Source organism: Nocardia brasiliensis IFM 10847 (genome assembly GCF_000710915.1).
Classification (GTDB): domain Bacteria; phylum Actinomycetota; class Actinomycetes; order Mycobacteriales; family Mycobacteriaceae; genus Nocardia; species Nocardia brasiliensis_A.
Genome location: NZ_BAUA01000008.1, coordinates 50,717 through 74,199 on the forward strand (window position 1 = coordinate 50,717; position 23,483 = coordinate 74,199).

The window sequence follows — 23,483 nt, forward strand, 5'->3', positions numbered from 1 at the left end:
CGGGCTCACCAACTCGCCAGCAGACAGGCCATCAGGCTGCGCGCCTGCACGTTCGCGTAGTTGCTGTGGATGAGCAGGTTCGTGATCTGCGCGGGCGTCATCCAGCGAAATCCCGGCGGTTCGGCGATCGGGAAATCCGCAGGGAGCAAGCGGATCTGATAGAGATTGTCGGCGTGCTGGAAGCGGCCGCCCTCTTCGGACTGCAACCCGCTGTAGCGCACCGTGCCGAGCCCGTCGTCGAGCACGTCGCGCAGGAACGCGGGCTGCCGAGGCACGGGCAGGTCTTCATGATTGGCCGGCTGGCACTGCACCGACGGTGCGAGCTCCGCGACATCCAGCACGCCCGCTTCGAGTTTGGCGTTCACCAGCAGGTGCAGCACGCCCTCGATCGCGGTGGCGAGAAAGACGGCGACGCCCTGGCCGACCGGGGCGAGCAGCGGCTGGGTCCACGAATCCACCTCGCGCTGACCGGCACTCACCCGGGCCGCGATCACCCGGAAGTACTTGCCGCTGACATGGGCGATCTCGTCCGCGCCGCGCTGCCAGTCGGCGACCGCGGCCAGCGGTATGAGGCGCTGGCGCAGCTCGTGCCTGGCCTTCAAATCGGTGAGCCAGTGCAGGATTTCGGCGGCGCCGTGCCGCGCGGCGGCCCCGGGATCGAGGCCGCGCGCCAACGCACGGGTGAACTCGTCACCCGCGGCGGCCTGCGGCGGACTGATGCGCCACGGCACACAGGACAGCACGGTGCGCGCGTCCATGTTGACAGTGTTGTCCTGTCGCAGCAGTTCGCGCAGCACGCCGAGGGTGAGCCAGCAGAAGCCGGGCAGGGTTTCGACCGGACCGGTCGCCTCCACCACGATGTTGCGATTGCGTTTGCGCAGGAACCACGCGCCCTGCTCGGATTGCAGCACGTCGACGAGGACCGCGTCGGGCTGCGCGTCGAGGAAGTGCTCGAGGTAGGGCACGGCGCGTCCCTGGTGCACCCGCAGGTAATTGCTCCGCGTCGCCTGCACGGTCGGCGAGAGCTGCACGCCGCCGATATTTCCCGGTTCGGCCTTGGCCTGCATCAGGAAATGCAGCACGCCGTCGAACTCCTTGACGACGATGCCGAGCACGCCGATCTCGGGTTGATTGATGATGGGCTGCTGCCAGTGCTCGACGAAACCGAAATCGGTGCGCACGTCCAGCCCTTCGATGGTGAAGAACCGCCCGCTGTCGTGACGCAGATTCCCCTCGTCGTCGAACTGCCAGCCGACCAGGTCCGCGAACGGTATCCGCTCGACCGCCAGCTGATCGGCGCGGCGACAGGCGGCGAACCAGTCCCGGAAGCCCTCGACCGAGCACAGCGGCGTCGCGGTGACCGCGGCCGAGCGGGCGAACCGCCAGGCCAGCTCGTCGTCGAAGGTGGCAACCGACTGCTGCTCGACCTGTGCGGCATTCCCCATGCGGACAGGGTCCGGCCGGTCGTTCGAGAACCACTGGGACGCGGATGGGGCCAGGCGGCCCTCGGCGCGGCTGGAGCGCGCCCCGAAAGATTCTCGAGCGCGCCGCCCTAGCCTCGCCGCCATGCCCCACCGAGACGGTGACACCGCGGCGCCGCACGCCGGGCCGCGCGGCGCCGCACGACCGGCGACGATCGCCGCGACCGCGCTCGGCCTGCCGGATGTCTATCTGCTGCGGTCGCACCGGTTTCCGGACGAGCGCGGGCATTTTCAGGAACTCAGCCGCACCGATGTGCTCGAAGACATCACCGGTTATCCGGTCCGGCTGGAGCAGGTGAACATCTCCGTCTCGCACCGCGGGGTGATCCGCGGTATCCATGTGGTGGCCAGTGCACCGGGACAGTCGAAGCTGGTGACCTGTGTCCGCGGCTCGATCATCGATATCGCCGTCGATCTGCGCGTCGGCTCGCCGACCTTCGGGCAGTTCGAATTGGTTGCGCTGGACGAGCGGATGGCCGCCGGGGTCTATCTCGGGCCAGGGGTCGGCCACGCGTTCGTCGCCACGGCCGAGGACACCCGCGTGCTCTACCAGTGTTCGACGCTGTACTCGCCCGGCAGCGAACTCGCCGTGAACGTGCTCGATCCGGCCCTCGGTCTGCCGTTGACCACCGGATTCGAACCCATCCTTTCCGAGAACGACCGCGGTGCGGCGACGCTGGCCGAACTGCTGGACCAGGATCTGCTGCCGCACTACCGCCCACGCTGAGGCCGGAGGAGACCGCCGTGATGGACGCCGTCTATTGTCAGCGCCCCGACCCCGCCGACCCGCTGGCCGCGCTGCGGTTCGGGGAACGCCCGCAGCCCGCACAGCCGGTCGGGTGGACGACGGTGCGGATGCGCGCCGCATCGCTGAACATGCGCGATATCGCGACGCTGCGCGGTATCGGCGTGCCCGCGCACGCCTATCCGCTCATCCTCGGCAACGACGGCGCGGGCGTCCTCGCGGACGGCTCGGAGGTGGTGGTGCACGCGTCGGTGGGGTCGGCGGGGTGGACCGGCCCCGAGGCGCGCGACCCGGACCGGATGGTGCTCGGCTCCTACCATCAGGGCACGTTCGCGGGCAGCGCCACGATTCCCCGCCGCAACGCGGTGCCCAAACCGCCCGAACTCTCTTTCGCCGAGGCCGCGTGCCTGCCGACCGCGTGGTTGACGGCCTATCGAATGTTGTTCGTCACCGCGGGGGTGCGCGCGGGCCAGACGATCGTGGTGCGCGGCCGCCGCGGCCTGGGCAGCATCGCGACCGCGCTCATCGCGCTCGCCGACGCGGCGGGTGTCGAGGTGTGCGTCCGCGCCGACGCCGCCGATCACGCATTGGCGCGGCGCAGCGGCGCGGCCGTCGTGACGACCGCCGATCAGCCGCTGCCGAGCGGCCTGGACGCCGCGTTCGACGCGGGCATCGATGTCGCGGACTGGTGGTGGCCGATCGAGGCGCTGCGCCCCGGCGCGCCCATCGTCTGTTCCGGCTACCGGGCGGGCGCGATCACCGGCTTCGATACCGTGGCCGCCGCGCGGGCGTTGCACACCTTGATCTTCGCCGAGCATCGCCTGGTCGGGTCCGGTATGGGCACCGCGGAGGATCTGGCGGCACTGATGAGCTTTCTCGTGCGCACCGGCCTGCGCCCGAGCATCGCTCACGAGTTCACGCTGCGGGATGCCGCAGCGGGCTTCCGGGCGATGCTCGGTGCGAGTGTCGCGGGCAAGATCGTCTTCCAGATTGCTTGACCGCGAACGCTTTACGCCAGCAGATCGGTGATTTCGCGGACGATGACCTCCGGCTCGGTGAGCGGGACGACGTGGGCCGAGCGCTCGGCCACGACGTATCGGCCGTGCCGGGCGCGAGCGGCGCGATGGGCGTGCGCGGCATTGGCCTCGGCTCGCCATGTCGCGTTCATGCCGTCGCCTGCCTGCCCGCCCGAGATGACAGTGACCGGGATACTGGCGTCGTCGGGCGGGTTGTCGCGCCAGGCGGCGAGTTCGTCCAGGAAGGTGCGGGCCTGCCTGCGCATGGTGCGCGCCACGCCGGGCCCGAAGCCCTCCCGCTTCAGGTCGCGCCCCGCATCGGGTGGCAGGGCGCGGATCTGCTTGCGGTACAGCACTTCGAGCAGGCCGACCCGGGCCAGAACGGCGGCGGTGGCGATCATCCTGCGTTCGGTGCGGCGGAAGCCGGCGCCGAACAGTGATTCGGCGGCCTCGTCTGTCGGGTCGACCAGGACCAGCCCGGCGATCCGGTCGGGACGCCGGGCCGCGGCGAGCCGGACGATGGGTCCGCCCGCGCTGTGGCCGACGAGCAGGAAGGGGCCGGGCGCGAAGTGGTTCAGCACGTCGTTCAGGTCGTCGGCCATGGTGCTCAAGGTGCGGGCGCCCGGGTCCGGTGCGCTGTTGCCCAAACCGGAGCGGTCGTAGACGATCGCCCGGGCGTGCCGGGCGACCGCCGGCTGCACCAGGGCCCAGCTGGACCGGCTGGCACCGGCGCCGGCCTCGAATACGACTGTCGGCGTGGTCCGGTCGGCGGTCTCCGGGCCGGGCAGCCACATGGCGTACAGCTGCCGCCCGTCCCGGGTGGTGACCCGGTCCACGATCCCCTGCGTGTGTCGGTCGATGTCAGTCATCGGGTTGCATTCTCTCGGAAGCGGGGCCGCAGCGGGGCCCTAACTTCCCAGGGATCGCGATCGTGTCAGGAGATCTGGCAGTGCGCGCGTCGCCGGTCGGCCCCGCGGATCACCGGTGTGCGTCCGCGAATCCGCCGAACCAGCGGGCTATCACGGCCGGACGTTGCGCGGGGACCCAGTGGTTTCCGTCGATCTCGTGGGTCTGCAGGTTCGTCGCGAACGGTCGCGGCGCTTCGGTCTGGCAGGCCACCGACACGTGGATATCGTCGCGCGGCGCGAGCACCTGGACTGGGACGGTAACCGGGCGAGGCTTCGGAAACAGTACGCGGCGAGTCATATTGGCCCGATAGAGCGCGATGCCGTCGAGGGTGTCGGCCAGTGCGATGGTGTGCGGGGCGGTGGCTTCGGGTTCACCCCGCACGCTCGACGCCGCGACGATGCGCGATACGAGGCCGCGCCGCACGGCGACCTCGGGCAGGGCGGGCAGCTGGAACGGCAAGGCATAGAAGGAGTGCCGCACCTGGGTCAGCACGTCGCGTGGGTTCCGGCGGATGCCGCGCAGCCAGGTGCCGATCATGTCCAGTGACGGGCCCGAGATGCTGGTGAACGACTTTATCCGGGAGGCGATTTCAGCGTCGGCGAGCGCGTCCCAGGCGAAAATGGATCCCCAGTCGTGCGCGAGCAGATGTGCGCCGTCGCGCGCGACCGTGTCGAGCACGGCGGCGAGATCGGCCACCAGTTGCGGAATGCGGTAGGCGGCAGTCGCATTCGGGCGTCCGGAGTTGCCTGCGCCGCGCACGTCGTAGGTGACCACCCGGAAGCGATCGGCGAGCAGCGCGACGACACCGTCCCATACCCGGTGATCGTCGGGCCAGCCGTGCACGAGCAGCGCGGTGGGCAGGTCGGCGGGCCCGGATTCGTACACGGCTAGTTGCACGCCGTCGGTGGCGGTGACGATCCGGGACGGGTGGATGTTCGCGAACGTGGTCATGACGCATTGCCTCCAGCTGCATTGCTCAGAGAGCTCCGATACATGTGAGACAAAGTTCGTCTCTTTGTCTCTCGACGATATAGTGAGGTCGAGACCCGGACAAGGAGGCTTGTGCTGCGAGTGACCGAGGACACGCTGCTCAGCAAACTCACCGCGCCCGACGCGGCGGTGCTGCGCCTGCTGGACGACGCGGATCAGATCACCGAGCGGATACTCGCCGCCGCGATCGAGCAGATGCGGGTCGCGGGCTGGCGCCGCTCGACCGTCGAGGACGTGGCCAAACGCGCGGGGCTTGGGCGCGCGACGGTCTATCGGCGGTTCCCCTCGAAAGCAGCGCTCACCGAGGCGGTGCTGCACAGCGAATTCCGCAACTACCTCGCAGGCAGCACCGCGGCCGTCGCCGGGCACACCGATATCGCCGATCGCATGGCCGAAAGCACCGCCTACACAGTCGAATACCTGCGGAACCATCCGCTGGTGCGGCGGCTGCTCGAAACCGAGCCGGACGCCATCCTGCCCGCCCTCACCACCGACGCGGGCTTGCTGCTCGAAGCCTTCCGCGAATTCTGTCTCGCCCTGTGGAAACGCGAACTCTACGGTGACGCACCGATTTCGGCAGACAAGGAACAGCATTTGCGGACCGTCGCGGAACTGCACATCCGGATCACGCTGTCGCTGTTGCTGACGCCGCAAACGGTCATCGAACTCGACACCGCGGAACAGGCCAGGGCTTTCGCGCGACGCTATCTCGCGCCGATGCTCGAGCGGGACTGAGTCGGCGCGGACTGTAGCCGCGCCTTAAGAATTGCGCCGTTATTACTGAAAGTCCTTCTTAAGCACAGTAAGTGGGGCACTGCCCAACGCTCGAGCCGCTGGGAATTGTTTTACCGTGGTGCCGGTCCGGCCAGCGGAGAACAAGCACCGATCAGCACTGTAGTGAGGGGCAGACACCTGTCATGCGTTCGTCGAAACGGTATGTGACCACCACATTGGTGACCGTCGCCGTCGCCGTCGGCTCGGCGGTGGTCGCCGCACCCGGGCTCGCGCGGGCGGAGCCGATGCCCTGCGTGGCGACCATGAATCTGTTCATCCCGGGCACCTGGGAAACCGACGAGGAAGCCGACCCGGCGCGCCCGGTCGGCATGCTCGCGCCGATCGCGGAGGCCATCCAGCAACGGCAGGGCGCGAATTCGGCGATCTATTTCACGCCCTATATGGCCCGAGCCTTCGACAACGGTTACACCTACGCCGATAGTAAGAGCACCGCATTGAACAACGCGCGTTCGGTGCTGCTCGACTATGGCACACGCTGCCCCGCAGCGCGATTCACCATCAACGGCTACAGCCAGGGGGCCGACGCGGCCGGTGATATCGCGGCCGATATCGGCAACGATCGGGGCCCGATCCCGGCCGATCGGGTGCTGGCGGTCGGCCTGCTCTCCGATCCCGGCGCGGGCACCAACGGTGAGATCGCCGTCGGGCCCGGCGCGGCGGGTACGGGAATCGCCGACCCGCGGCCGCAGGGCATGGGCAAACTGACCGGGCGCGTCACCTCGATCTGCGATCCGAAGGACCTGTACTGCTCGATCCAGAAGGGGGACAACCCGCTGCTCGGCGCGTTGGGTTCGATCTTGAGCAAGGCGCTGAGCGGCACCCTGCCCGCCGACGCCGGTTTCCCGCTGGCCTCGGCGTTGACCGCCGACTTCTCGCGGGCCGATCTCCCGGGTCTGGCACCCGCGATCGCCGGACTGACCGCCGCGCTGAGCGCCCCGGCGGGTGTCGATGTGGCGCGGGTGCGCACCAGCGCGGGCACGGTGCTGCACACCCTCACCCCGCTCGTCGATCTGCTCGGCTCGGGTGCGGCGAATCCGGCTGCCACGGCCGAATTGTCGGCGGCGCCCGAGGGCACCGCGGACCGGCAGGCGGGCGAGGTGCTGTCCCGAGCGGCGCAGTCCAACCTGCCCGGTGTCGCCGCTGTGGTCGCGAAGGTCGCGGAGATCACGGACAAGATGCTGAGCCGCGGCGTGGGCGAACTCCGGCCGAGCGACCCGAAAGCGCGGGCGCTGCGGGCCGCCGCCACGGCCGTCAGCGACCGCATCACGCCGCTGGCGGCCACGCCGCCCGAGGTGCTCGGCGCGGCGACCCGACCGCTGTCGCTGCTCAAACCCACCGTGCTGGTCGATCAGGCCCTCGACGTCGCCACCGCGGTCACCGCCTTCGATCTCCCCGCGATCATCGCCAACCTGGCACTGCTGCCCCAGCGGGTGATCGCGATGGACGCCGAGGGCGTGCACCAGGTCGCCAGCGCGTTGAGCGGCCAGTTGCAGCCGCTGGTCCGGCTCGTCGGCACCGTCGATCTCGGCTGGATCTCGCAGGTACTGGCGGTGCTGCCGGACGCGCTCGGCTTCACCGGCGTCGCCGCCACGGTGACCTCGATCCTGTCCGGGGTCGATATCAAGCGGCTCGCGGAACTCGTGGGCCGGATCCAGGACGTCGCGTGGTCGGTGCTGCAACGCTTGGTTCCGGCACCCGGGCAGGCTCCCGACCTGGTGGGCGCGGGCGTCGCGCTGTCCGGCCTGCTGCCGATCGGGCAGGACTTGGCCGCGGCGGCCGCTGATCTGCTCAGGCCCAAGCCGCGGCAGCAGCCGCCGAACGTGCTGGGCCGGCGCGCCGATGTCCCGGCCCGCTCCATCGCCGCGCCGGACATCACCGCCGACGACCCGATCGCGCCGTTCACCAGACTGCTGAGTTTCCGTGACCTGAACCTGGGCACGCTCATCCGCGACGGGCTCAGTGCCGCAAGCTTTGTCGCGTCCGGGGCGCACACCAATTACGGCGCGCTGATCGTCGACGACTCCGGCCGCAACGCCGTGCAGTGGCTCGGCGACTGGATGAACCAGCGCATCGGGCGGGTCAAGTAGATGGCGGGGTCAGTCCCGTACCGGCTCGATCCGTGCGGGCACATTCTTGTGCCAGGGTGTGCCCGCGAACCGGTCGCGTCGCTCGACAGAGGTCAATTCGTTTACGGCGACACCGGTTCGGATCGACTGCCCGCTGCCGTCGGTAGTGTCGAGGCCCATGCCGTTGGGCAGCGAGATATGACCCTGCTGCATCATGGCGCTGATCTCGACGATCGCCGTCGCCCGGCCGGTTTCGGTGACGACGGCGACGCGCGCTCCGTCGTCGAGAGCGAGTTCCCGGGCGTCGGCGGGGCTTATCCGTAGTTCGCCCGCGCCGCCGCGCCGCCGCCATTCGGGATTGCGGATGATGGTGTTGGCGGTGAAGGAGCGTCGCTCACCCGCCGACAGCGTGAACGGATACTCCGCGGTGGTGAAAGCCGGTGGCGTGGTGCGCAATTGATCGAGCTCGGCGAGCAGCTCCGGAATGTGCACGGTGAACCTGCGGTCTCGCCGTTTGACGTAGGCCCAGACGTCGTCCCAGGTGTCGACGGTGAACGTGACGCCGGCGTGCTGGGTCAGGACGGCCTCGAACAGCTGCTCGCCGGGCTCGATTCCGGTGCCGGTGAATCCCGCGCGGCGCACCGCGGCGGGGTTGGCGAACGCGCACAGGTGCGCGGCTCCCCACAGTGTCGCCGCGTTGGCCGCACCCGCGGGCAGATGTGGGCCGAGCGCCTCGTGCAGCAGATAGGGCGCGAGATTCATCAGGGCGGGGTTACCCGCGACGGCACTGAAGAAGGTCAGGGCGAATTCGTCCTTACCGACCTTGCGCGCGAGGACGAGACGGTCGACCAGCGCCGGATCGACCAGTCCCAGTGCGCGAACGACGCCGGTGTAGATATCGGATTCGGCCCGCGTGCCCGGCAGCGGGGTGAGCACCGGCGGGCGCAGCTGAAAAGTGTTGTGCGGGAACTCGACATTGAAGAAGGTCGACTCCCACTTCTCGAACTGACTGCTCGCGGGCAGCACGTAGTCGGCGACCCGCGCCGTCTCTGTCATCGCCACATCGATCACCACCGACAGCTCGAGACTGCGCATCGCCTCGCGCATCCGCTCCGAATTCGCCAGCGAATGCACCGGATTGGAGCTATCGATCCAGATCGCCCGGAAGCGATCCGGGTGATCGGTGAGGATTTCCTCGGTGATCGAGTTGGCGGGTACCAGTCCGGCGATGATGCGGGCGCCGGTGACCGGCGTCGTCTTGCCGCCCGCGGCGCTGCCACCGCCCAGCCCGCCGAGCCCGGCCGCGAGCGTCGGCACGGCGGTGCGCAGCAGCGTGCGAGTGAGTCGCCGGGTCGGTGCGGCCGTCACGGGCGCCGAAGCGAGAGTGGGCAGCAGCGCGGACAGAGCGGCTGCGCCGCGTGACATCGTTTCGGACGTCACCTTTTTCAGCTGCTTGCGGACACCCGCGGCGGGCTTGCCTTTCGGTGCACCGCCGGTGCCCGCGACCGCGGCGAAAGTCGAATGCAGATACATCGTGCCGGGGCGGCCGAAGTTGCCGGTGAGAATCCACAGCAGCTTGTTCAGGTACGACACCAGGGTGCTGTGCGGGGCCTGCTGGATGCCGAGGTCCTCGTAAGTGGTGGCGCTGCGGGCGGCGGCGAAGCGTCGAGTAGCGGTGCGCAGCAGGTCTTCCGGTACGCCGCAGTGCGCGGCGAACTCGGCTACCGGGATGGTGGCCAGCGCAGCGAGCACCGGCGCGACGTCGGTGGTGTGCTCGCGCAGGAATTCGTGATCGAGCAGATCCTCTTCGACCAGCACCGCCAGCATGGCCGAGACGCACCACGCGTCGGTGCCCGGCCGCACCTGGAGATGGAAATCCGCCATCTCCGCGGTCTCGCTGCGTCGCGGATCGATGACGATCATCGCCCGCTGCGGATCGGCGACTATGGCCTTCAGGGTGGGCCGTGCCCGCGGGAAACTGTGCGACTGCCACGGATTCTTACCGAGGAAGAGCACCACCTCGGCATGCTCGAAGTCGCCCTTGGTGTGGCCGCCGTACAGCTTGCCGTCCACCCACATCTCGCCGGTCTTCTCCTGTGCCAGCGCGTTCGAGTAGTACTTCGCGCCGAGCGCCGCCATCAGTGACTTGCCGTACGCGCCGCCGAGGTGATTGCCTTGTCCGCCACCGCCGTAGAAGAAGATCTTGTCGCCGCCGTACTCGCGCCGGACCGCCAGCAGCTTCGCGGCGATCTCGGAAATCGCTGTCTCCCAAGTGATTTCCTCGTAGGTGCCGTCATCGCGGCGGCGCAGGGGAGTGGTGATCCGGTGCCTGCCGTTCTGATAGAAGTCGAGGCGCAGGGCCTTTTCGCAGGTATAGCCGCCGGAGGCGGGGTGCTCCTTGTCACCGCGGATCCGGCTCAGCTTGCGGTCGTCGAGTTGGATCTCGATACCGCAGTTGCACTCGCACAGGATGCAGGCGGACTTGTGCCACGCGTCCGCGGCGGGACCGGCGGACTGCTCGGACTCTGGGCGACGCGTCTGCTCTGCGGACACGGATTCCTCCTGCGATGGGCCTCGTACACGATTACTCGCTGCCGGAGCATGAATAGACCGATCGTACTACCAAGAATCTGCTTGTTACAAGCGGTAACGCATATGTCCGCTGGGTGGGCGCAAGAACTGATCGAGGGCGGGCAATTCCGTGCATAGTGCCCGGTGCAGTCGCGGCGATAGGTTCGAGCCGGTACCACAACTCGCGCAGGCGGAAGGAGTCTCATGAGGCAGAGCTACGATGCGACCGCGACCGCGGCCGCGCCGCCCGCCGTGGTCTGGGCCCTGCTGATCGATGCCCGGACCTGGCCCGTCTGGTCGACGGTGGACAGCTTGGAAGTCGAACGTTCCCGCGGGCTCGACCGTGACGGCCGCGATCCGGTCGGTGCGGTACGGGCGTTCCGCACCGGGCGCGTCGTGACCGGGGAACGGCTCACAGGCCTCATCGAAGAGCAACAGCTGACCTACGAGGACGCGTTCAACCCGGCCCTGCGCGACTACCGCGCGGTCATCGACCTGACCGGTACGCCCGGGGGCCACACGACCATTCACTGGCACGGCACCTACACCCCTCGGTGGGGTATGGGTTGGCTGATGAAGCGAACCATGCAGCGCGTGATGCAGCAGATGGCCGACGGCCTCGCCGCGCATGCCGCGCGGCTCGCGACGAAGTGAGCATCGCCGTTACAGCCAGGGCACGCCCGCGCGGAACAGCACGTTGGCGTAGGGGCGGGCCTCGCCGGTGCGAACCACGAAGCGGCACTGCCCGATTCGTTGTTTGAACACTTCGTGGTCGAGCAGTTCGGCGTCGAGCCGCTCGAGCAGGTCCGCCGCCTCCCGGTTGGTCGCGGTGACCTCGGCGCTGCCCCACGCCGCCTCGACGGTGACCTCGTCCAGGATCAGCTCGACCACCTGCGCGAAACGGGGCAGCCCGTAGCTGATTCCGAGATCGATGACGCGGACGCCGGGCGGCACCGGAAGTCCGGAGTCGCTCACCGCGAAGGTGTCGGTGTGGCGTAGGGCGACCAGGGCCGAGATCAGCTCGGCGTGGACCAGACCGCTTGTGCGCATGAGGGTTTCCTATCTCGGCGGAAGGGGGCTCGCGGCCGGGTCCGGCAGGTCGAGCGGAACGGGGCGCGGCACCGTGGCCAGCGCGCCGATGATCTGCGGTCGCGTCGGATAGGACGCGTGCGTTCCGGGTGATCGGACCGACAGCGCCGCGGCGGCGGTGGCGTAGGTGACGGCGGCATCGAGGTCGAGCCCGTCGGCGAGGGCGGCGCAGAGAGCGCCGACGAAGGCGTCACCGGCTCCGGTGGAGTCCACTGAGTCCACTTGTGGCGCTTCGTGATACGTGAGGGACGAACCGTCGCGTGCGGCGACGGAACCGGCCGCCCCCAAGGTCGCGACTACCGAGTGCGCGCCCCGCAGACACAGCGAGCGCGCGGCCCGGGCGGCCTGATCCCGGTCGCCGGTCGGTAGTCCGCTGATCAGCGCCAGCTCGTGCTCGTTCACCACCAGCGGGTCGCACCGGCGCAGCAACGCGTCGTCGAGTGCCGCGGCCGGCGCGGCATTGAGCACGAATCGGCGCGCGCGGCTCGCCGCCCAGGCGACCACGGCGAGCGGGATCTCCAGTTGCGCCACCACGACATCGGCGCCGGACAGCAGCGCGGCCTCCGGCATGGTGTCCAGGACGGCGGCGGGTTCCCAGTGGTAGTTGGCGGCGGGGTCCACCACGATCTGGTTCTCACCCGCCGCCACCGTGATGTAGGCCGTCCCGGTCCGGGCGCCCGGAACCGCACGCAGCGTGGCCGATTCGATGCCGGTCAGGGCGTCCCGGCAGCGCGACAGGGTCCCGTCACTGCCGATTCGCCCGACGAACTGCACCTGCGCGCCCGCCTTCGCCGCGGCCACCGCCTGGTTGGATCCCTTGCCGCCCAAGTTGGTTCGCGCGGCGACGGCCAAGACCGTCTCGCCGGGACCCGGCAGCGCGGGCACCTCGCAGACGATGTCCTGATTGATCGAGCCGATCACCGCGACCTGACCCGTCACGACACCTCCGTCTTCGTGGCGGCACTCGCCTCCAGATTGCCCTGTGCGGCACCGGTGATCAGCGCGACCAGCCGGTCGCCGTCGATCTCGCGCACCGGGTGCGCGGCCACCGAGCGGCCGCGCCGCAGCACGACGACGTTGTCGCAGATCCGCATGACCTGCGCGAGGTCGTGACTGATGATCAGCACGGTGACCCCGCGATCGCGCAGTCCGCGCACCAGCTTCTCCACCGCGGCGGTCTCCCGCACGCCGAGCGCGGCCGTCGGCTCGTCCATGATCACCATGGCCTTGCCCCAGGCGACCGCTCGCGCGATCGCGATGCTCTGGCGCTGACCGCCGCTCATCCGGCGCACCGTGGTCCGGACCGAGGGGACGTCCACGTCGAGATCGCGCAGGATGTCCCCGCTCCGCGCGATCATCGCCGTGCGATTGAGAATCTTCAGCGGCCAGATCCGGTGCACGAGTTCACGATTCAGGAACAGGTTTTGCCAGACCGTCAGATCGTCGATCAGTGCGAGGTCCTGGTAGACCGTCTCGATGCCCATCCTCCTGGCGTCCTCCGGCGATCCGAGCCGCACTGGTGCACCGCGGAACAGGATCTCCCCGGTATCGGGCGGGTGCACGCCGGTGAGACAGCGCACCAGGGTGGACTTGCCCGCGCCGTTGTCCCCGACCAACGCGGTCACCTCGCCCTCGGGGATGGTCAGGCTGACGCCGTCGAGTGCACGGACGGAATCGAACGACTTGGTGAGGCCGTGCGCCTCCAACATCGGCTTGGTCATCACATCAACTACTTTCGGAAGCGCGAGATCGCCGCTGCGAGCAGCAGTACCGCGCCCACCGCGACCGGTTGGTAGTACTGCGAGATCCCGAGAATGGTGAACCCGTTGATCAGCGACGTGAAAAGGACCGCGCCGCAGACGGTACCGAGGACCGAGGCCTTGCCGCCGCTGAGCGAGGATCCGCCGAGCACCACGGCCGCAATGGAACTCAGCAGGTAGGTGGTCTGCAGCGAGGGGTCCGCGCCGCCGTTGCGCGCGACCAGCATGACACCGGCGACGCCGCACAGCAGCCCGCACGCGAGGTAGGCGATCAACCGGATGCGTTGCACCGGAATGCCGGTCTCGCGCGCGGAGTCGATATTGCCGCCGGTGGCGAGCAGGTGGGTGCCCAGCCGCGTCCGGAACAGGATGCCCGCCACGCCGAGCGCCGCGACCAGTGCCAGCAGCCAGAACCAGCGGAACGGGCCCGCCCCGTCGAGCGCGAGGCTTTGCAGGAAGGGCGAATTCACGGCGACGCTGTTGCCGCTGGTGAGCAGGAGGGTGCAGCCGCTGAGCACGCTCAGTGTGCCGAGCGTGACCACGAAATCGGTCATCTGGAACCGGCCGATCAGCACGCCGTTGACCACCCCGACGACCAGCCCGCCCGCGATCGCGGCCACGATGCCGACGGTCACCGGATACCCGTGGCTGGTCAGATAGCCGAGCAGGGCCGCCGACCACGGCAGCGTGGCGCCGACCGAAAGATCGATGCCGCCGACGACCACGGCGAACTGCTGGCCGAGCGCGAGCACCGTCAGAATCGTCGAGGCGACGAGCAGGTCGTCGATGTTACTGGCGGTCAAGAAGTTCGGGGTGGCGATGAAGAACGCCACCCACACCAGGACCAGGGCGATGGGCGCGGCGAACTCGGCGAGGCGGGCGGAGACGCGCCGGTCGCCACCCCGGTCGGCGGCGACGGCGGCGACACCGCTCACTTGTTCACCAGTCCGGCGAGCGGATTGTCGAATGCGGTGATGGGCCGGGGGAATGCGGCGATCTGCTGCTCGACGTTGTCTTTGCCGATGAACGCGATCGGGGCGACCACGCGCGCCGGAATATCCTTCCCCTGGTGCTCGGCGAGGCACGCCTGCACCGCGAGTTCGCCTTCCGCATAAGGATATTGGGTGACCGTGCCGTACAGCGTGCCCGCCTTGACCGCCTCGAGGGCGGCTTGGATGCCGTCCACCGAGATCACCTTGATCTGGCCGGTGCGGCCGGCGTTCTTGATCGCCTGGGCGGCGCCGAGGCCCATCGTGTCGTTGGCGGCGAAGATGCCGGTGATATCGGGGTGCGCCTTCAGGATCGCCTCGGTGACCGTGAGGCCCTTGTCCTGCTCGTAGTCGGCGGGGGTGCGCTGCACGATCTCCAGCTTGCCCGCGACCGCGTCGGTGAAGCCCTTGTCCCGGTTGATGCCGTTCTGCTCCCCGGCGATGCCCTGCAGCACAACCACTTTCCCGGTGCCGCCCAGCGCCTCCAGCATCTTCTCCGCCGCGATCCGGCCCGCGGCCAGATTGTCGGAGCCGATGAAGCTCGCGTACTCGACACCCGCTTGTTTCGAGGCTTCGGCGTCGATCTGGGTGTCCAGGTTGAGGATCGGAATGTTCTTGCGGGCCACCGGGACCAGCGGCGTGATCACGTTGGTGCCGTTGACCGGTACGACCGCGAAACAGTCGTAGCCCTGGGCCGCGAGGGTGGAGATCTGAGCGTTCTCGCCGTCGGCGTCGGTCTCGGACTGTCCGGCCTGCACCGCGACGTCGACCCCGAGCCGCGCGCCCTCGGCCTTCGCGCCGTCGCGCAGCGCGGCCCAGTAGGGGTTGGTGAAGTTGCGCGTGACGACCGCGATCTTGAAATCGGACGACGCGTCCTCGCCCCGGCCGCAGCCTGCGGTGAGCGCGACCGCGCTGACGAGGGCCATGCCGGCGACCGCGTACCTGAATCGTGAGTTCATCTGGTGTTCGACCTATCCTGGGCTCATTCTCAACTCGTGTTGACAACACGTGTTGATGTGTAGTGTGTGACCTGTGTCACGAGCTGTCAAGGGTCTTCCGGCCAGTTCGCGAGAATGGCAAGGCAGACAGGAGAAATCGCGATGGCAGTCACCCGAGCCGATGTCGCCCGGCGCGCGGGCACCTCACCCGCCTTGGTCAGCTATGTGATCAACGGCGGTCCGCGCCAGGTCGCGCCCGCCACCCGCGCGCGGATCGAGGCCGCCATCGAGGAACTGGGCTACCGGCCCAACCTGTCCGCGCGCAGCCTGCGGATGAACCGCGGGCACGCGCTCGGGATGGTCATCCCCGACGGCGCGAACCCGTTCTTCGCCGAACTGTCCGCCGTGATCGAGGCGGCGGCGTTCGCCCGGGGCTACCCGCTCATCGTCGGCAACGCCGCGGGCGACGAGGCGCGCGAGCGCGCGTACGTGAGCTCGTTCATCGACCGCAGAGTCGAAGGGCTGCTGGCGATTTCGTCGTCCTGGAAATCCGGCGTCGCCGAGGCGTGCGCGGCGGCGGACATGGCGCTGATCGCGGTGGACCGGATCATCGACCCGCTCCGGTGCGCGCACGTCATGTGCGATTCGGTCGCCGGCGCGCGCACCGCGGTCGAGCATCTGATCGCGCACGGGCACCGCGACATCGCGTGTCTCAGTGGACCGCACGTGTCCACCGCGGAGGAGCGCGTCGCGGGCTATCGGGAGGCATTGCATCGGGCGGGGTTGCCCGAAAGTGTCATCGTGCGTACCGAATTCGGTGGCGCGGCGGGCTACCACGCGCTCGGCAGGCTGATGGCGGGCACACCCGCGCCCACGGCGGTCTTCGTGACGAGCGATCTGCAGGCGATGGGCATGCTGCGTGCGGCCTACGACGCCGGTCTGCGCGTCCCGGACGACCTGGCCGTCGTCGCCTTCGACGGCATCGAGTACTCCCGATACACCAGGCCGGGCTTGACCACCATGGTGCAGCCGACCAGGAAGATGGGCGAACTCGCGGTCGAACTGCTGCTGCGCCAGATCGACACCGGGGCGGCCGAGCCCGGCGTCGTGAGCCTGGCCGCCGAACTCGAGACCCGTGGCTCGTGCGGCTGCCCCGACGCGTTCTAGCAGATCAGCCCGTGCGGACACGCCTAGCGTCCGGCGACAAAAGCGCGAACCGCCTTGCGCGCGGCGTTGTCGGACTACCGTGGTTGCGCATGGCAACCAGGGATATCACGGTGACCGTGGACAAGAGCGAGTGGCGCGCTCTGAAGTATGCGGCCGAGTGTGCGGGGATGAGCCTGGAGGCGTACGTCTGCTGGGGTGTGCGGCTGCTGGCGCTGGAATCCAGGCCGGAGGGCGGTGCGCGGCACCACTCCGCGGTGCGCGCGCCTGCGGTACGGCGCACGCCGCGCGTGACCGACGAATTGGAATCGGTGGCATGGTCGGAAACATTCGCTGAACGGCTGTCGCATCGTGCGGAAGGCTTCCGCAACGACTGAACGTCCGTCGCTCGGCTCGAACGAGAGGGTGTGCGGATGCCATTGTCGCGGCGGCGATTCCTCGGTGCGGCAGGAGCCGGGGCCGGGGGGATCGTGGTCGGCGGCGCGCCGGCGGGTGCCGCGCCCACCCAAGCGGCTGGGCTCGAGGTCGTCGTGCCCGGCGATGCGGAATACGCACGGCTCACCTTGCGCGGATACAACCGCCGATTCGTCGCCGCGCCGCGCAAGATCTTCGTACCGGTCGATGCGGCGCAGGTGCGCGACGCGGTGCAGCAGGCGGTCGCCGAAGGGCTGCGGATCGCGGTGCGCTCGGGCGGTCATTGCTTCGACGGCTTGGTCGACAATCCGGGAACCCAGGCGATCATCGATCTGAGCCGGCTCGACGCCGTGACGTTCGACGAGCGGCACCGAGCCTATTCCGTCGGGGCCGGTGTGGAACTCGGCACGATGTACGAGCGCTTGGCGCGCGGCTGGGAGGTGACCGTGCCGGCCGGGATCTGCCTCGGCGTCGGCGCCGGCGGGTTTCTGTGCGGCGGCGGGTACGGCCCGCTGTCGCGGCGGCTCGGGCTCACCGCCGATCACCTCTACGGTATCGAGGTGGTGACGGTCGACGCGTCGGGGACGGCGTCGGTGCGCACCGCCACCGCGGACGGCCCGAACCAGGAGCTGTGGTGGGCGCACACCGGTGCTGGGGGCGGCAATTTCGGTGTGGTGACGCGGTTTCTGCTGCGCTCACCCGATGCGGATCCGGATCGGCCGCTGCCCCGGCCGCCCGCGAGCATGCTGCACGCCCGGCTGGTGCTACCGATCACGAGCGAGGGGTCGTTCGTGCGGTTCGTCGGCAACTATCTGGACTTCTTCGCGCGAAACAGCGAGCCGGACAGTCCATTCACGGGGCTCTACGCGCCGCTGCACGTCAAACCCGGTGGTGCGTGCGACATTCTGGTGCTGCTCGACGGCGAGCAGGGTGATGCGGCGGCGCGCTACGACGAGTTCGCCGCGGCCGTCGGAGACGGGGTGTGGCCGGCGCCGCTCGTTCCACCACTCGAGCGAAAGTCGTACTTGGACACGGTATCTCAGGTCTACTACGCCAGGGGTCCGCTGCCGCCGCGCGTGAAGGCGAAAGCGGCATACCTGCGTCGGCCCTACACTCCCGAGCAGGTGCGGATGCTGTACCGCTACCTCACCGACCTGCGCTTCCTCGGCGAATCCCAGCTGGAATTCCTGCCTTTCGGCGGCGCGATCAACGCCAGACCCGCCGACGCCACCGCCATGCCGGTGCGCGACTCGTTCATGAAGATGCTCATCCACGCTGCCTGGCGCAACGAGGCCGACGATGCCGCCTACCTGCGCTGGGCCCGCGAAATGTACCGTGACGTCTACGCCGCGACCGGCGGCGTCCCGGTGCCCGGCGAAACCCACGGCGGCGCCTACATCAACTACCCGGACCCGGACTTGCGCGACCCCCGCTGGAACACCTCCGACACCCCCTGGCACACGCTCTACTACCGTGACAACTACCCCCGCCTGCAACGCGCCAAAGCAGAGTGGGACCCCCACAACATCTTTCATCACCCTTTGTCCGTCGAGCCGTAGTGCGCTCAGCGGGGTGGGCGGAGTAGGCGCATCGCGGCTTGGACTATGGGCTGGGGGACACGGTCTTTCAGGTTCAGGGCGGCTGCTGCGGCTTTGGTTCTGGTCGCGGTGCCGCGGCCGAAGACCTTGCTGAGTGGTCCGCCGGACGGGGCCAGGTCGACGTGCAGCGGTGGCCGGCCTTCGGCCGCGCCGAGTGCGTGCGAGATCACGATCCGCTGGATCTCGCTGGTGCCCTCGAAGATGGTGTACAGCTTGGCATCCCGGTACCACTTCTCCACCGGATGGTCGGTGATGTAGCCCCACCCGCCGAGGGTCTGGATCGCGCGTTCGGTGGCGCGCACCGCGACCTCGCTGGCCGCGAGCTTCGACATCGATCCTTCGCCGCGTTCGAACGCCACCCCGTTGGCCGCCATCCAGGAGGCGCGCCAGGTCAGCAGTCGCGCGGCGTCGAGCTGGGTGGCCAGATCGGCGATCGGGAAGGCGATGCCCTGATTGTCGATGATCGGCGCACCGAAGGCCTCCCGTTCTTTCGCGTACCCCGTCATGTATTCCAAAGCCGCCCTGGCGATGCCCAGCGCCTGCGCCGCCACCATCGGGCGGGTCTGCTCGAACGTCCCCAGCGTGACCGAGCCGGAACGTCCGTTGCCCCGGGCCGCGGCCCGGCGCGCGGCCAAGGTGTGTTCGAGCTTGTCCGCGCCGCCGAGCAGATGGTCCCCGGGGATCCGCACCCGATCGAATCTCAGCTCCGCCGTGTGCGAGGCCCGGCAACCGAGTTTGTCGAGCTTGCGAACCAGCTCCAATCCCGGTGTGCCGCCGGGGATCACGAACAGCGCCTGGCCGCGATGCCCGAGTTCCTCGTCCACCACCGCGTTGACCACGTGCACGTCGGCGATGCCGCCGTTGCCGATCCACATCTTGTGGCCGTCGATGATCCAGTCGTCGCCGTCGCGGGTCGCCCGGGTGCGCAGATTACGTACGTCGCTGCCGCCCTCCGGTTCCGAGATCGCGAGCGCCGCCAGCTTCAGATCCCCGGGCGTACCGAAACACTCGGGCGCCCATCGCAACATCTGCTCGGGCGTGGCGGCCTTGCCGATCGCCGACAGGGCCAGCGCCGGCATCACCACCGCGAGCCCGATCCCGGCGCAACCCCAGAACACCTCCTCCATGAACATCGGGAGGGACAGCCCTGTGGGGTCGCCGATCAGGTCGCGGTAGAACAGCGGGCTGTAGAACCCGCGTTCGGCGGCCTCTTCGAGCACCGGCCACGGGAACTCTTGGGCCTTGTCATAGTGCGCGGCCACCGGCCTGATGCAGTCACGCGCGAACTCGTGTGCACGTTTGGCCAGGTCGTGCTGGGCGGCCGTGGGCGTCAGGTCGAAGGTCACGAGGGGGTGATACCCAGCCGACGCCCGTCGACTCGCGCGGCGACGACCCGGCGCGCTATCCGGCCGTCTTGAGCTGCCCGGTATAGGCGTCGACCTGAACTTCGTAGTCCTCGTCGGTGTCGCCGGGGGCCTGGATGTCGAATTCGTACTGGGCCGCGTTGTCCTTGCCCTCGATCTTCCACTTCTCGACCCGGCCGGACCGGGCCTTCGTCGCGGTGGCCATGGCGTCGTGCAACGGCACGGCGGCGTCGAGATTGATCGCCTCGCGCGTGCGTTCGGTGCGCTGCTCGTCCGCGTCGAGGTTCTCCCGGTGTTCGGTCACGACCGTGCCCGCGTCGGCGGTCAGCTGCACGGTGTACTTCTCGGTGTCGGAGGTCAGTTTCACCTTGTACACGTAGGTGTCGCGGGTGTTGACGCCCTCGGGTTCCAGCTCCAGGCCTGTCAACGTGCCGTCGAACTTCTTGCGGGCCGCCTCCAGGGCGTTCTGCGCGCTGATCGGGAACGTGTGGTTCGCGAGGTCCACGCGCGCGGTATCGGTGCCCGCGGGCGCCGAGCTGCTCACGGCCGGTACTGCCGTCGTCGTACCGGTCGCGGCCGGCGACCCGTCATCGTCGCAGGCCACGGTCGCCACGGCCACGGCGGCCGCGAACGGGATGATCAGTACTGCTTTCATTCGCTATTCCTCCTGCTCGAACAAGTCAACATCGGAATGCGCCGAGAATCGGTGGCGGTGGCGCCACGACAGAACTCGATTGCCCGGCTGATGCGGTGGTAAACCCGCAGGCGAGGGATCCCGCACCAGCCAGTCGGCTGGTCGAAACACCCGGTCGACGGGTGTGGGGGAGTGCGTGCGGGCCCTACTGTGGGAGCCAGTGATCGGCCGGGACCCTGCATATCAGGGCGGCGAAACCAGCTATCCCCCCTCGGGTTTCGCCGTGCGCGGCACGGCCGGTCACTTCCGTCCGCCGGCCTCGGATGCCACAGCGCTGCCTCGGTGGCGACGTACCGGGCCGGCCGATGCCGGTCGAGGCCGGCGGACGCCCTCCCCGACACCGAAAGTGAGTGTGGCATGGCATATCGCAGGTTCTGGCTGCTCGCCGGCGTCGCCGCGGTGGCATTGTCCGGCTGCTCGGCGCCCACCGCGGATCGGTTCGCCGCGGAGATCCGGGCCGACAGCAATCGGGACGGGGTCGTCGACGCCAAGGACACCGGTGCCGAGTCGAACGGCGCGATCATCCTGCCGAATATCGGCGACGTCACGCGGCGTTGCCCGTCGAGCGCGAGCCGGCTCCCCGATGCGGAGCTGGCGGCCTGCCATGACGCCGCCGACGACGTCGCGCGCGCACCGGAATACCTGGCGCCGCTGGTGACGATGCCGATCGGCGGCACGGCCGACGCGACGGGACAGGTGGCGGCAGTGGGCGCCGGAGCGGACAAGATCCGGATATTCGCCAAACGACAGGACGCGTGGGTACCGCTGCGACCCGACACGAACCTGACCGAGATCGAGCTGCGAGACGGTGCCACCCTCGGTGTCGATGCCCGAGACGTGGTGCGCGACAAGGCGATCTGGGACGGCGCGGTCACGGTCCGGTTCACCGTCCGGCGGGGCGCCCGCACCGAGGCCGACGATGTCGTGCTCCGCGTGGCGCCCGTCGTCGCGCACAACCACACCCAGCCCGCGCAGTCGGTGCTGGTGCCCGAGAGCGGCGACGATCGATCGCACGAGCAGTTCGTGAGTGAATTCGCCGCGGCCGCAAAGGCTTCGGGCATCGACACACCGCTGATCCGGATGCGCACCACCGACACCTGGGGACAGGACTTCGTGGAGATCGGCTACGTGTCGATGCCCGGGCCCGGCGGCAAGAACGTCTCGTTGCGCATCGCGATCCGTTCGCCGCAGCCAGAGCGCGAGGGCGGCCGCGCCGTGTTCGACCTCAAAGGCCCGGGCGTGGGCGCGATTCAGCTCGGCGGCTTCGGCGACCGGCTGGTGGACGCGTTCGGAAACGTCGAAACGGTCCCGCCGCATACCCACAACGGGCGCGAGTTTCCCACCGGCCGGGTGATCATCGGCACCGGCAACGCGGACGACCCCGCCGTACGCAGCGAGGAATTGGAGAAGTTCTTTGCCGCGCAGCAGGTTCAGGCGCCGGTACTGCTGGACGCCGGGTGGCTGGTGGTCGGTCACGTCGACGAGTTCGTCCAGTTCCTGCCGACGACCGGCGGTCGCGGTTGGCGGCCCGCCGTCTCCGATCCCCGGCGTGGGCTGGAGATCCTGCGTGAACAGCAGCGCGGTGGGCACGGCGGCGAGCGGGCGCTGTCGCGCCCGGGTGTCTCCGATCGCACCATCGATGAGGTGCTGGCGGAGGAAAAGTTCGTCACACGAAACGAAGTCGCCGCCCGCAAGATCGACGAGAACGTCGAGCGCCTGGTCCGCGAGGTCGGCTTGCGGCCGGAGGAGTTCGTCCGGATCCCGGGGCTCTTCGAATCCGGTGGTGTCCCGGAAGCGCCGGAGGGGTTGGTTGCCTTCTACCCGGGCGCCGTCAACGGCGTGCTGCTGAACGCCTCGAACTATGTCGCTCCCCGCCAGTGGGGCCCGATCGTCGACGGTCGCGATGTCTTCGAAGCGGCGGTCACCGAGGTCTACCGATCGGTGGGACTGACGGTGCGCTATGTGGACGACTGGGCGGCGCTCCACCTGGGCGGCGGCGAAATCCATTGCGGGTCCAATGTTCTGCGCCAGATCGAGCAGCGGTGGACAGCGCCGTAGTGACGACCGGTCAACCGCCCTGCCGCCGGACCATCTCGGCGATCCAGATCGGGGCGAACGGCGACGTGCAGTTCGGGGGTGTCGGGTAGTCCGCGAGCACCTGCAGGCGCTCGCCGATGTCGATCGCCCGGGCGCGGTGTTCGGCGTGCTCGATGCCGATCTGGGCCAGGCAGTGGTTCATCGCCCACTGCAGGCGTTCGGGTGCGTCCTTCATGTCCGCCTCGATCACGTCGAGCAGTCCCGAAAGGTCCAGACCATCGGGTTTTTTCGCGACGCGGTCGGTGGTCAGTGCCCAGCCCGCGCTCGCGACCACCGGGTCCGGGTCGGCGAGCCAGGACCGGCGTAGTTCTTCGGCGTGCGGGTTCTTCTTCACCACGTAGTTCACCAACCAGTCGTGCACCTTGGGAGCGCGCGCCCCGCGCAGCATGCGGTCCAGCTCGTCGCGCTCGAACGCTGTGGGACGGCAGATGAGGGTCGCCAGCAGCCGGGCGGTGGCATCGCCGGTGGCCCACAGCTCGCGGGCGAGATCCTGTTGCGTCTTCAGCCGCTTCGCCACGGCGCGCAACTGGGTGAGGTTCACCCCGTGCTCGTCGCCGTGCTTCTCGTTGACGGACCGGATCTTCGGATCTTCCAGGCCGGCCAACTCGGCCAGCACGTCGGCCACCGCTGTCTCGCCCACCTCGGCCTCCCGTTCGTCCAGGGGATCAGTCGCGGTCGAAGATACCCACGATCGCGCACGGGTCGCCCGCGGGTGCCCGGTCTCCCCGTACTGCTGTCACGCTCGGCGACCGGAAACCAATCCTTTCATCCAGAATTAACCTGGTGGAGGTGTGATTCGACCC

21 protein-coding genes are annotated in these 23,483 nt (G+C 69.0%); 9 read left to right on the top strand and 12 right to left on the bottom strand.

Features of this window, described 5'->3' with window-relative positions; all coding sequences use genetic code 11:
• Positions 1-5: 5 nt before the first annotated feature.
• Complete coding sequence (locus NBRGI_RS01650) at positions 6-1,445, bottom strand: NDP-hexose 2,3-dehydratase family protein (protein WP_029892468.1); 1,440 nt, start codon at positions 1,443-1,445, stop codon at positions 6-8.
• A 121-nt stretch (positions 1,446-1,566) separates the two neighbouring features.
• Here NBRGI_RS01650 and NBRGI_RS01655 point away from each other — a divergent pair, with 121 nt between their 5' ends.
• Both NBRGI_RS01655 and NBRGI_RS01660 read left to right on the top strand, forming a co-directional pair.
• Positions 1,567-2,208, top strand: a complete 642-nt coding sequence (locus tag NBRGI_RS01655; RefSeq protein ID WP_081877879.1) for a dTDP-4-dehydrorhamnose 3,5-epimerase family protein — start codon at positions 1,567-1,569, stop codon at positions 2,206-2,208.
• Positions 2,209-2,228: 20 nt separating this feature from the next.
• Entirely contained in the window at positions 2,229-3,224 is a 996-nt protein-coding gene (locus NBRGI_RS01660; protein WP_029892470.1) for a quinone oxidoreductase family protein, read from the top strand.
• An 11-nt stretch (positions 3,225-3,235) separates the two neighbouring features.
• Here the strand turns inward: NBRGI_RS01660 and NBRGI_RS01665 are convergent, their stop codons facing one another.
• Both NBRGI_RS01665 and NBRGI_RS01670 read right to left on the bottom strand, forming a co-directional pair.
• Complete coding sequence (locus tag NBRGI_RS01665; RefSeq protein ID WP_029892471.1) at positions 3,236-4,111, bottom strand: alpha/beta fold hydrolase; 876 nt, start codon at positions 4,109-4,111, stop codon at positions 3,236-3,238.
• A gap of 109 nt (positions 4,112-4,220) precedes the next feature.
• Positions 4,221-5,102, bottom strand: coding sequence for an alpha/beta fold hydrolase (locus tag NBRGI_RS01670; RefSeq protein WP_029892472.1), 882 nt, complete (start codon positions 5,100-5,102; stop codon positions 4,221-4,223).
• A 120-nt stretch (positions 5,103-5,222) separates the two neighbouring features.
• Here NBRGI_RS01670 and NBRGI_RS01675 point away from each other — a divergent pair, with 120 nt between their 5' ends.
• On the top strand, positions 5,223-5,876 hold the full coding sequence (locus NBRGI_RS01675; protein WP_081877880.1) for a TetR/AcrR family transcriptional regulator: 654 nt from the start codon (positions 5,223-5,225) through the stop codon (positions 5,874-5,876).
• 182 nt (positions 5,877-6,058) lie between these two features.
• Entirely contained in the window at positions 6,059-8,023 is a 1,965-nt protein-coding gene (locus NBRGI_RS01680; RefSeq protein WP_029892474.1) for a cutinase family protein, read from the top strand.
• A 9-nt stretch (positions 8,024-8,032) separates the two neighbouring features.
• Here NBRGI_RS01680 and NBRGI_RS01685 read toward each other — a convergent pair whose 3' ends face one another.
• A complete protein-coding gene (locus NBRGI_RS01685) occupies positions 8,033-10,555 on the bottom strand; it encodes a molybdopterin-dependent oxidoreductase (RefSeq protein WP_029892475.1) in 2,523 nt (840 codons plus the stop codon).
• A gap of 222 nt (positions 10,556-10,777) precedes the next feature.
• Between NBRGI_RS01685 and NBRGI_RS01690 the strand changes: the two genes are divergently transcribed.
• A complete protein-coding gene (locus NBRGI_RS01690; RefSeq protein WP_029892476.1) occupies positions 10,778-11,227 on the top strand; it encodes an SRPBCC family protein in 450 nt (149 codons plus the stop codon).
• 9 nt (positions 11,228-11,236) lie between these two features.
• On the opposite strand, the gene rbsD is transcribed toward NBRGI_RS01690, so the two are convergent.
• The 5 genes from rbsD to NBRGI_RS01715 are packed head-to-tail and all read right to left on the bottom strand — an operon-like array spanning position 11,237 to position 15,370.
• The gene (gene rbsD / locus NBRGI_RS01695) at positions 11,237-11,623 is read right to left on the bottom strand and encodes a D-ribose pyranase (protein ID WP_029892477.1); all 387 of its coding nucleotides are present in this window, start codon (positions 11,621-11,623) and stop codon (positions 11,237-11,239) included.
• A 9-nt stretch (positions 11,624-11,632) separates the two neighbouring features.
• Complete coding sequence (locus tag NBRGI_RS01700) at positions 11,633-12,601, bottom strand: ribokinase (protein WP_051727419.1); 969 nt, start codon at positions 12,599-12,601, stop codon at positions 11,633-11,635.
• Positions 12,598-13,383, bottom strand: a complete 786-nt coding sequence (locus NBRGI_RS01705; RefSeq protein WP_029892479.1) for an ATP-binding cassette domain-containing protein — start codon at positions 13,381-13,383, stop codon at positions 12,598-12,600. Before NBRGI_RS01705 ends, NBRGI_RS01700 begins: the two co-directional genes overlap by 4 nt.
• A gap of 8 nt (positions 13,384-13,391) precedes the next feature.
• The gene (locus tag NBRGI_RS01710; RefSeq protein ID WP_029892480.1) at positions 13,392-14,357 is read right to left on the bottom strand and encodes an ABC transporter permease; all 966 of its coding nucleotides are present in this window, start codon (positions 14,355-14,357) and stop codon (positions 13,392-13,394) included.
• Entirely contained in the window at positions 14,354-15,370 is a 1,017-nt protein-coding gene (locus tag NBRGI_RS01715; protein ID WP_029892481.1) for a sugar ABC transporter substrate-binding protein, read from the bottom strand. The genes NBRGI_RS01710 and NBRGI_RS01715 overlap by 4 nt, the downstream gene beginning before the upstream one ends.
• Positions 15,371-15,511: 141 nt before the next feature.
• Here NBRGI_RS01715 and NBRGI_RS01720 point away from each other — a divergent pair, with 141 nt between their 5' ends.
• The 3 genes from NBRGI_RS01720 (at position 15,512) to NBRGI_RS01730 (ending at position 18,486) form a co-directional block, all read left to right on the top strand.
• Positions 15,512-16,516, top strand: a complete 1,005-nt coding sequence (locus tag NBRGI_RS01720) for a LacI family DNA-binding transcriptional regulator (RefSeq protein WP_051727421.1) — start codon at positions 15,512-15,514, stop codon at positions 16,514-16,516.
• A gap of 89 nt (positions 16,517-16,605) precedes the next feature.
• Positions 16,606-16,890, top strand: a complete 285-nt coding sequence (locus NBRGI_RS01725; RefSeq protein WP_029892483.1) for a hypothetical protein — start codon at positions 16,606-16,608, stop codon at positions 16,888-16,890.
• 36 nt (positions 16,891-16,926) lie between these two features.
• Positions 16,927-18,486, top strand: a complete 1,560-nt coding sequence (locus NBRGI_RS01730; RefSeq protein WP_029892484.1) for an FAD-binding oxidoreductase — start codon at positions 16,927-16,929, stop codon at positions 18,484-18,486.
• Positions 18,487-18,491: 5 nt separating this feature from the next.
• On the opposite strand, the gene NBRGI_RS01735 is transcribed toward NBRGI_RS01730, so the two are convergent.
• Together NBRGI_RS01735 and NBRGI_RS01740 are read right to left on the bottom strand one after the other, a co-directional pair.
• Positions 18,492-19,871, bottom strand: a complete 1,380-nt coding sequence (locus tag NBRGI_RS01735; RefSeq protein ID WP_029892485.1) for an acyl-CoA dehydrogenase family protein — start codon at positions 19,869-19,871, stop codon at positions 18,492-18,494.
• A gap of 55 nt (positions 19,872-19,926) precedes the next feature.
• A complete protein-coding gene (locus tag NBRGI_RS01740; RefSeq protein WP_029892486.1) occupies positions 19,927-20,544 on the bottom strand; it encodes a PepSY domain-containing protein in 618 nt (205 codons plus the stop codon).
• A 396-nt stretch (positions 20,545-20,940) separates the two neighbouring features.
• On the opposite strand from NBRGI_RS01740, the gene NBRGI_RS01745 reads away from it, so the two are divergent.
• Positions 20,941-22,641, top strand: coding sequence for a protein-arginine deiminase domain-containing protein (locus NBRGI_RS01745; RefSeq protein ID WP_051727422.1), 1,701 nt, complete (start codon positions 20,941-20,943; stop codon positions 22,639-22,641).
• Between the two features lie 10 nt (positions 22,642-22,651).
• On the opposite strand, the gene NBRGI_RS01750 is transcribed toward NBRGI_RS01745, so the two are convergent.
• Positions 22,652-23,320 carry a DNA alkylation repair protein gene (locus NBRGI_RS01750; RefSeq protein ID WP_029892488.1) on the bottom strand — a complete coding sequence of 223 codons (669 nt, stop codon included), beginning with the start codon at positions 23,318-23,320 and terminating at the stop codon, positions 22,652-22,654.
• Positions 23,321-23,483 lie beyond the last annotated feature (163 nt).

What these genes read in the sequence shown, in the direction of transcription:
- NBRGI_RS01725 (WP_029892483.1), top strand. Translation starts at nt 16,606, where the DNA reads ATGGCAACCAGGGATATCACGGTGACCGTGGACAAGAGCGAGTGGCGC.
- NBRGI_RS01680 (WP_029892474.1), top strand. Translation starts at nt 6,059, where the DNA reads ATGCGTTCGTCGAAACGGTATGTGACCACCACATTGGTGACCGTCGCC.
- NBRGI_RS01720 (WP_051727421.1), top strand. Translation starts at nt 15,512, where the DNA reads ATGGCAGTCACCCGAGCCGATGTCGCCCGGCGCGCGGGCACCTCACCC.
- NBRGI_RS01705 (WP_029892479.1), bottom strand. Translation starts at nt 13,383, where the DNA reads ATGACCAAGCCGATGTTGGAGGCGCACGGCCTCACCAAGTCGTTCGAT.
- NBRGI_RS01660 (WP_029892470.1), top strand. Translation starts at nt 2,229, where the DNA reads ATGGACGCCGTCTATTGTCAGCGCCCCGACCCCGCCGACCCGCTGGCC.
- NBRGI_RS01740 (WP_029892486.1), bottom strand. Translation starts at nt 20,544, where the DNA reads ATGAAAGCAGTACTGATCATCCCGTTCGCGGCCGCCGTGGCCGTGGCG.
- NBRGI_RS01670 (WP_029892472.1), bottom strand. Translation starts at nt 5,102, where the DNA reads ATGACCACGTTCGCGAACATCCACCCGTCCCGGATCGTCACCGCCACC.
- NBRGI_RS01715 (WP_029892481.1), bottom strand. Translation starts at nt 15,370, where the DNA reads ATGAACTCACGATTCAGGTACGCGGTCGCCGGCATGGCCCTCGTCAGC.
- NBRGI_RS01745 (WP_051727422.1), top strand. Translation starts at nt 20,941, where the DNA reads ATGGCATATCGCAGGTTCTGGCTGCTCGCCGGCGTCGCCGCGGTGGCA.
- NBRGI_RS01665 (WP_029892471.1), bottom strand. Translation starts at nt 4,111, where the DNA reads ATGACTGACATCGACCGACACACGCAGGGGATCGTGGACCGGGTCACC.
- rbsD (WP_029892477.1), bottom strand. Translation starts at nt 11,623, where the DNA reads ATGCGCACAAGCGGTCTGGTCCACGCCGAGCTGATCTCGGCCCTGGTC.
- NBRGI_RS01730 (WP_029892484.1), top strand. Translation starts at nt 16,927, where the DNA reads ATGCCATTGTCGCGGCGGCGATTCCTCGGTGCGGCAGGAGCCGGGGCC.
- NBRGI_RS01655 (WP_081877879.1), top strand. Translation starts at nt 1,567, where the DNA reads ATGCCCCACCGAGACGGTGACACCGCGGCGCCGCACGCCGGGCCGCGC.
- NBRGI_RS01650 (WP_029892468.1), bottom strand. Translation starts at nt 1,445, where the DNA reads ATGGGGAATGCCGCACAGGTCGAGCAGCAGTCGGTTGCCACCTTCGAC.
- NBRGI_RS01690 (WP_029892476.1), top strand. Translation starts at nt 10,778, where the DNA reads ATGAGGCAGAGCTACGATGCGACCGCGACCGCGGCCGCGCCGCCCGCC.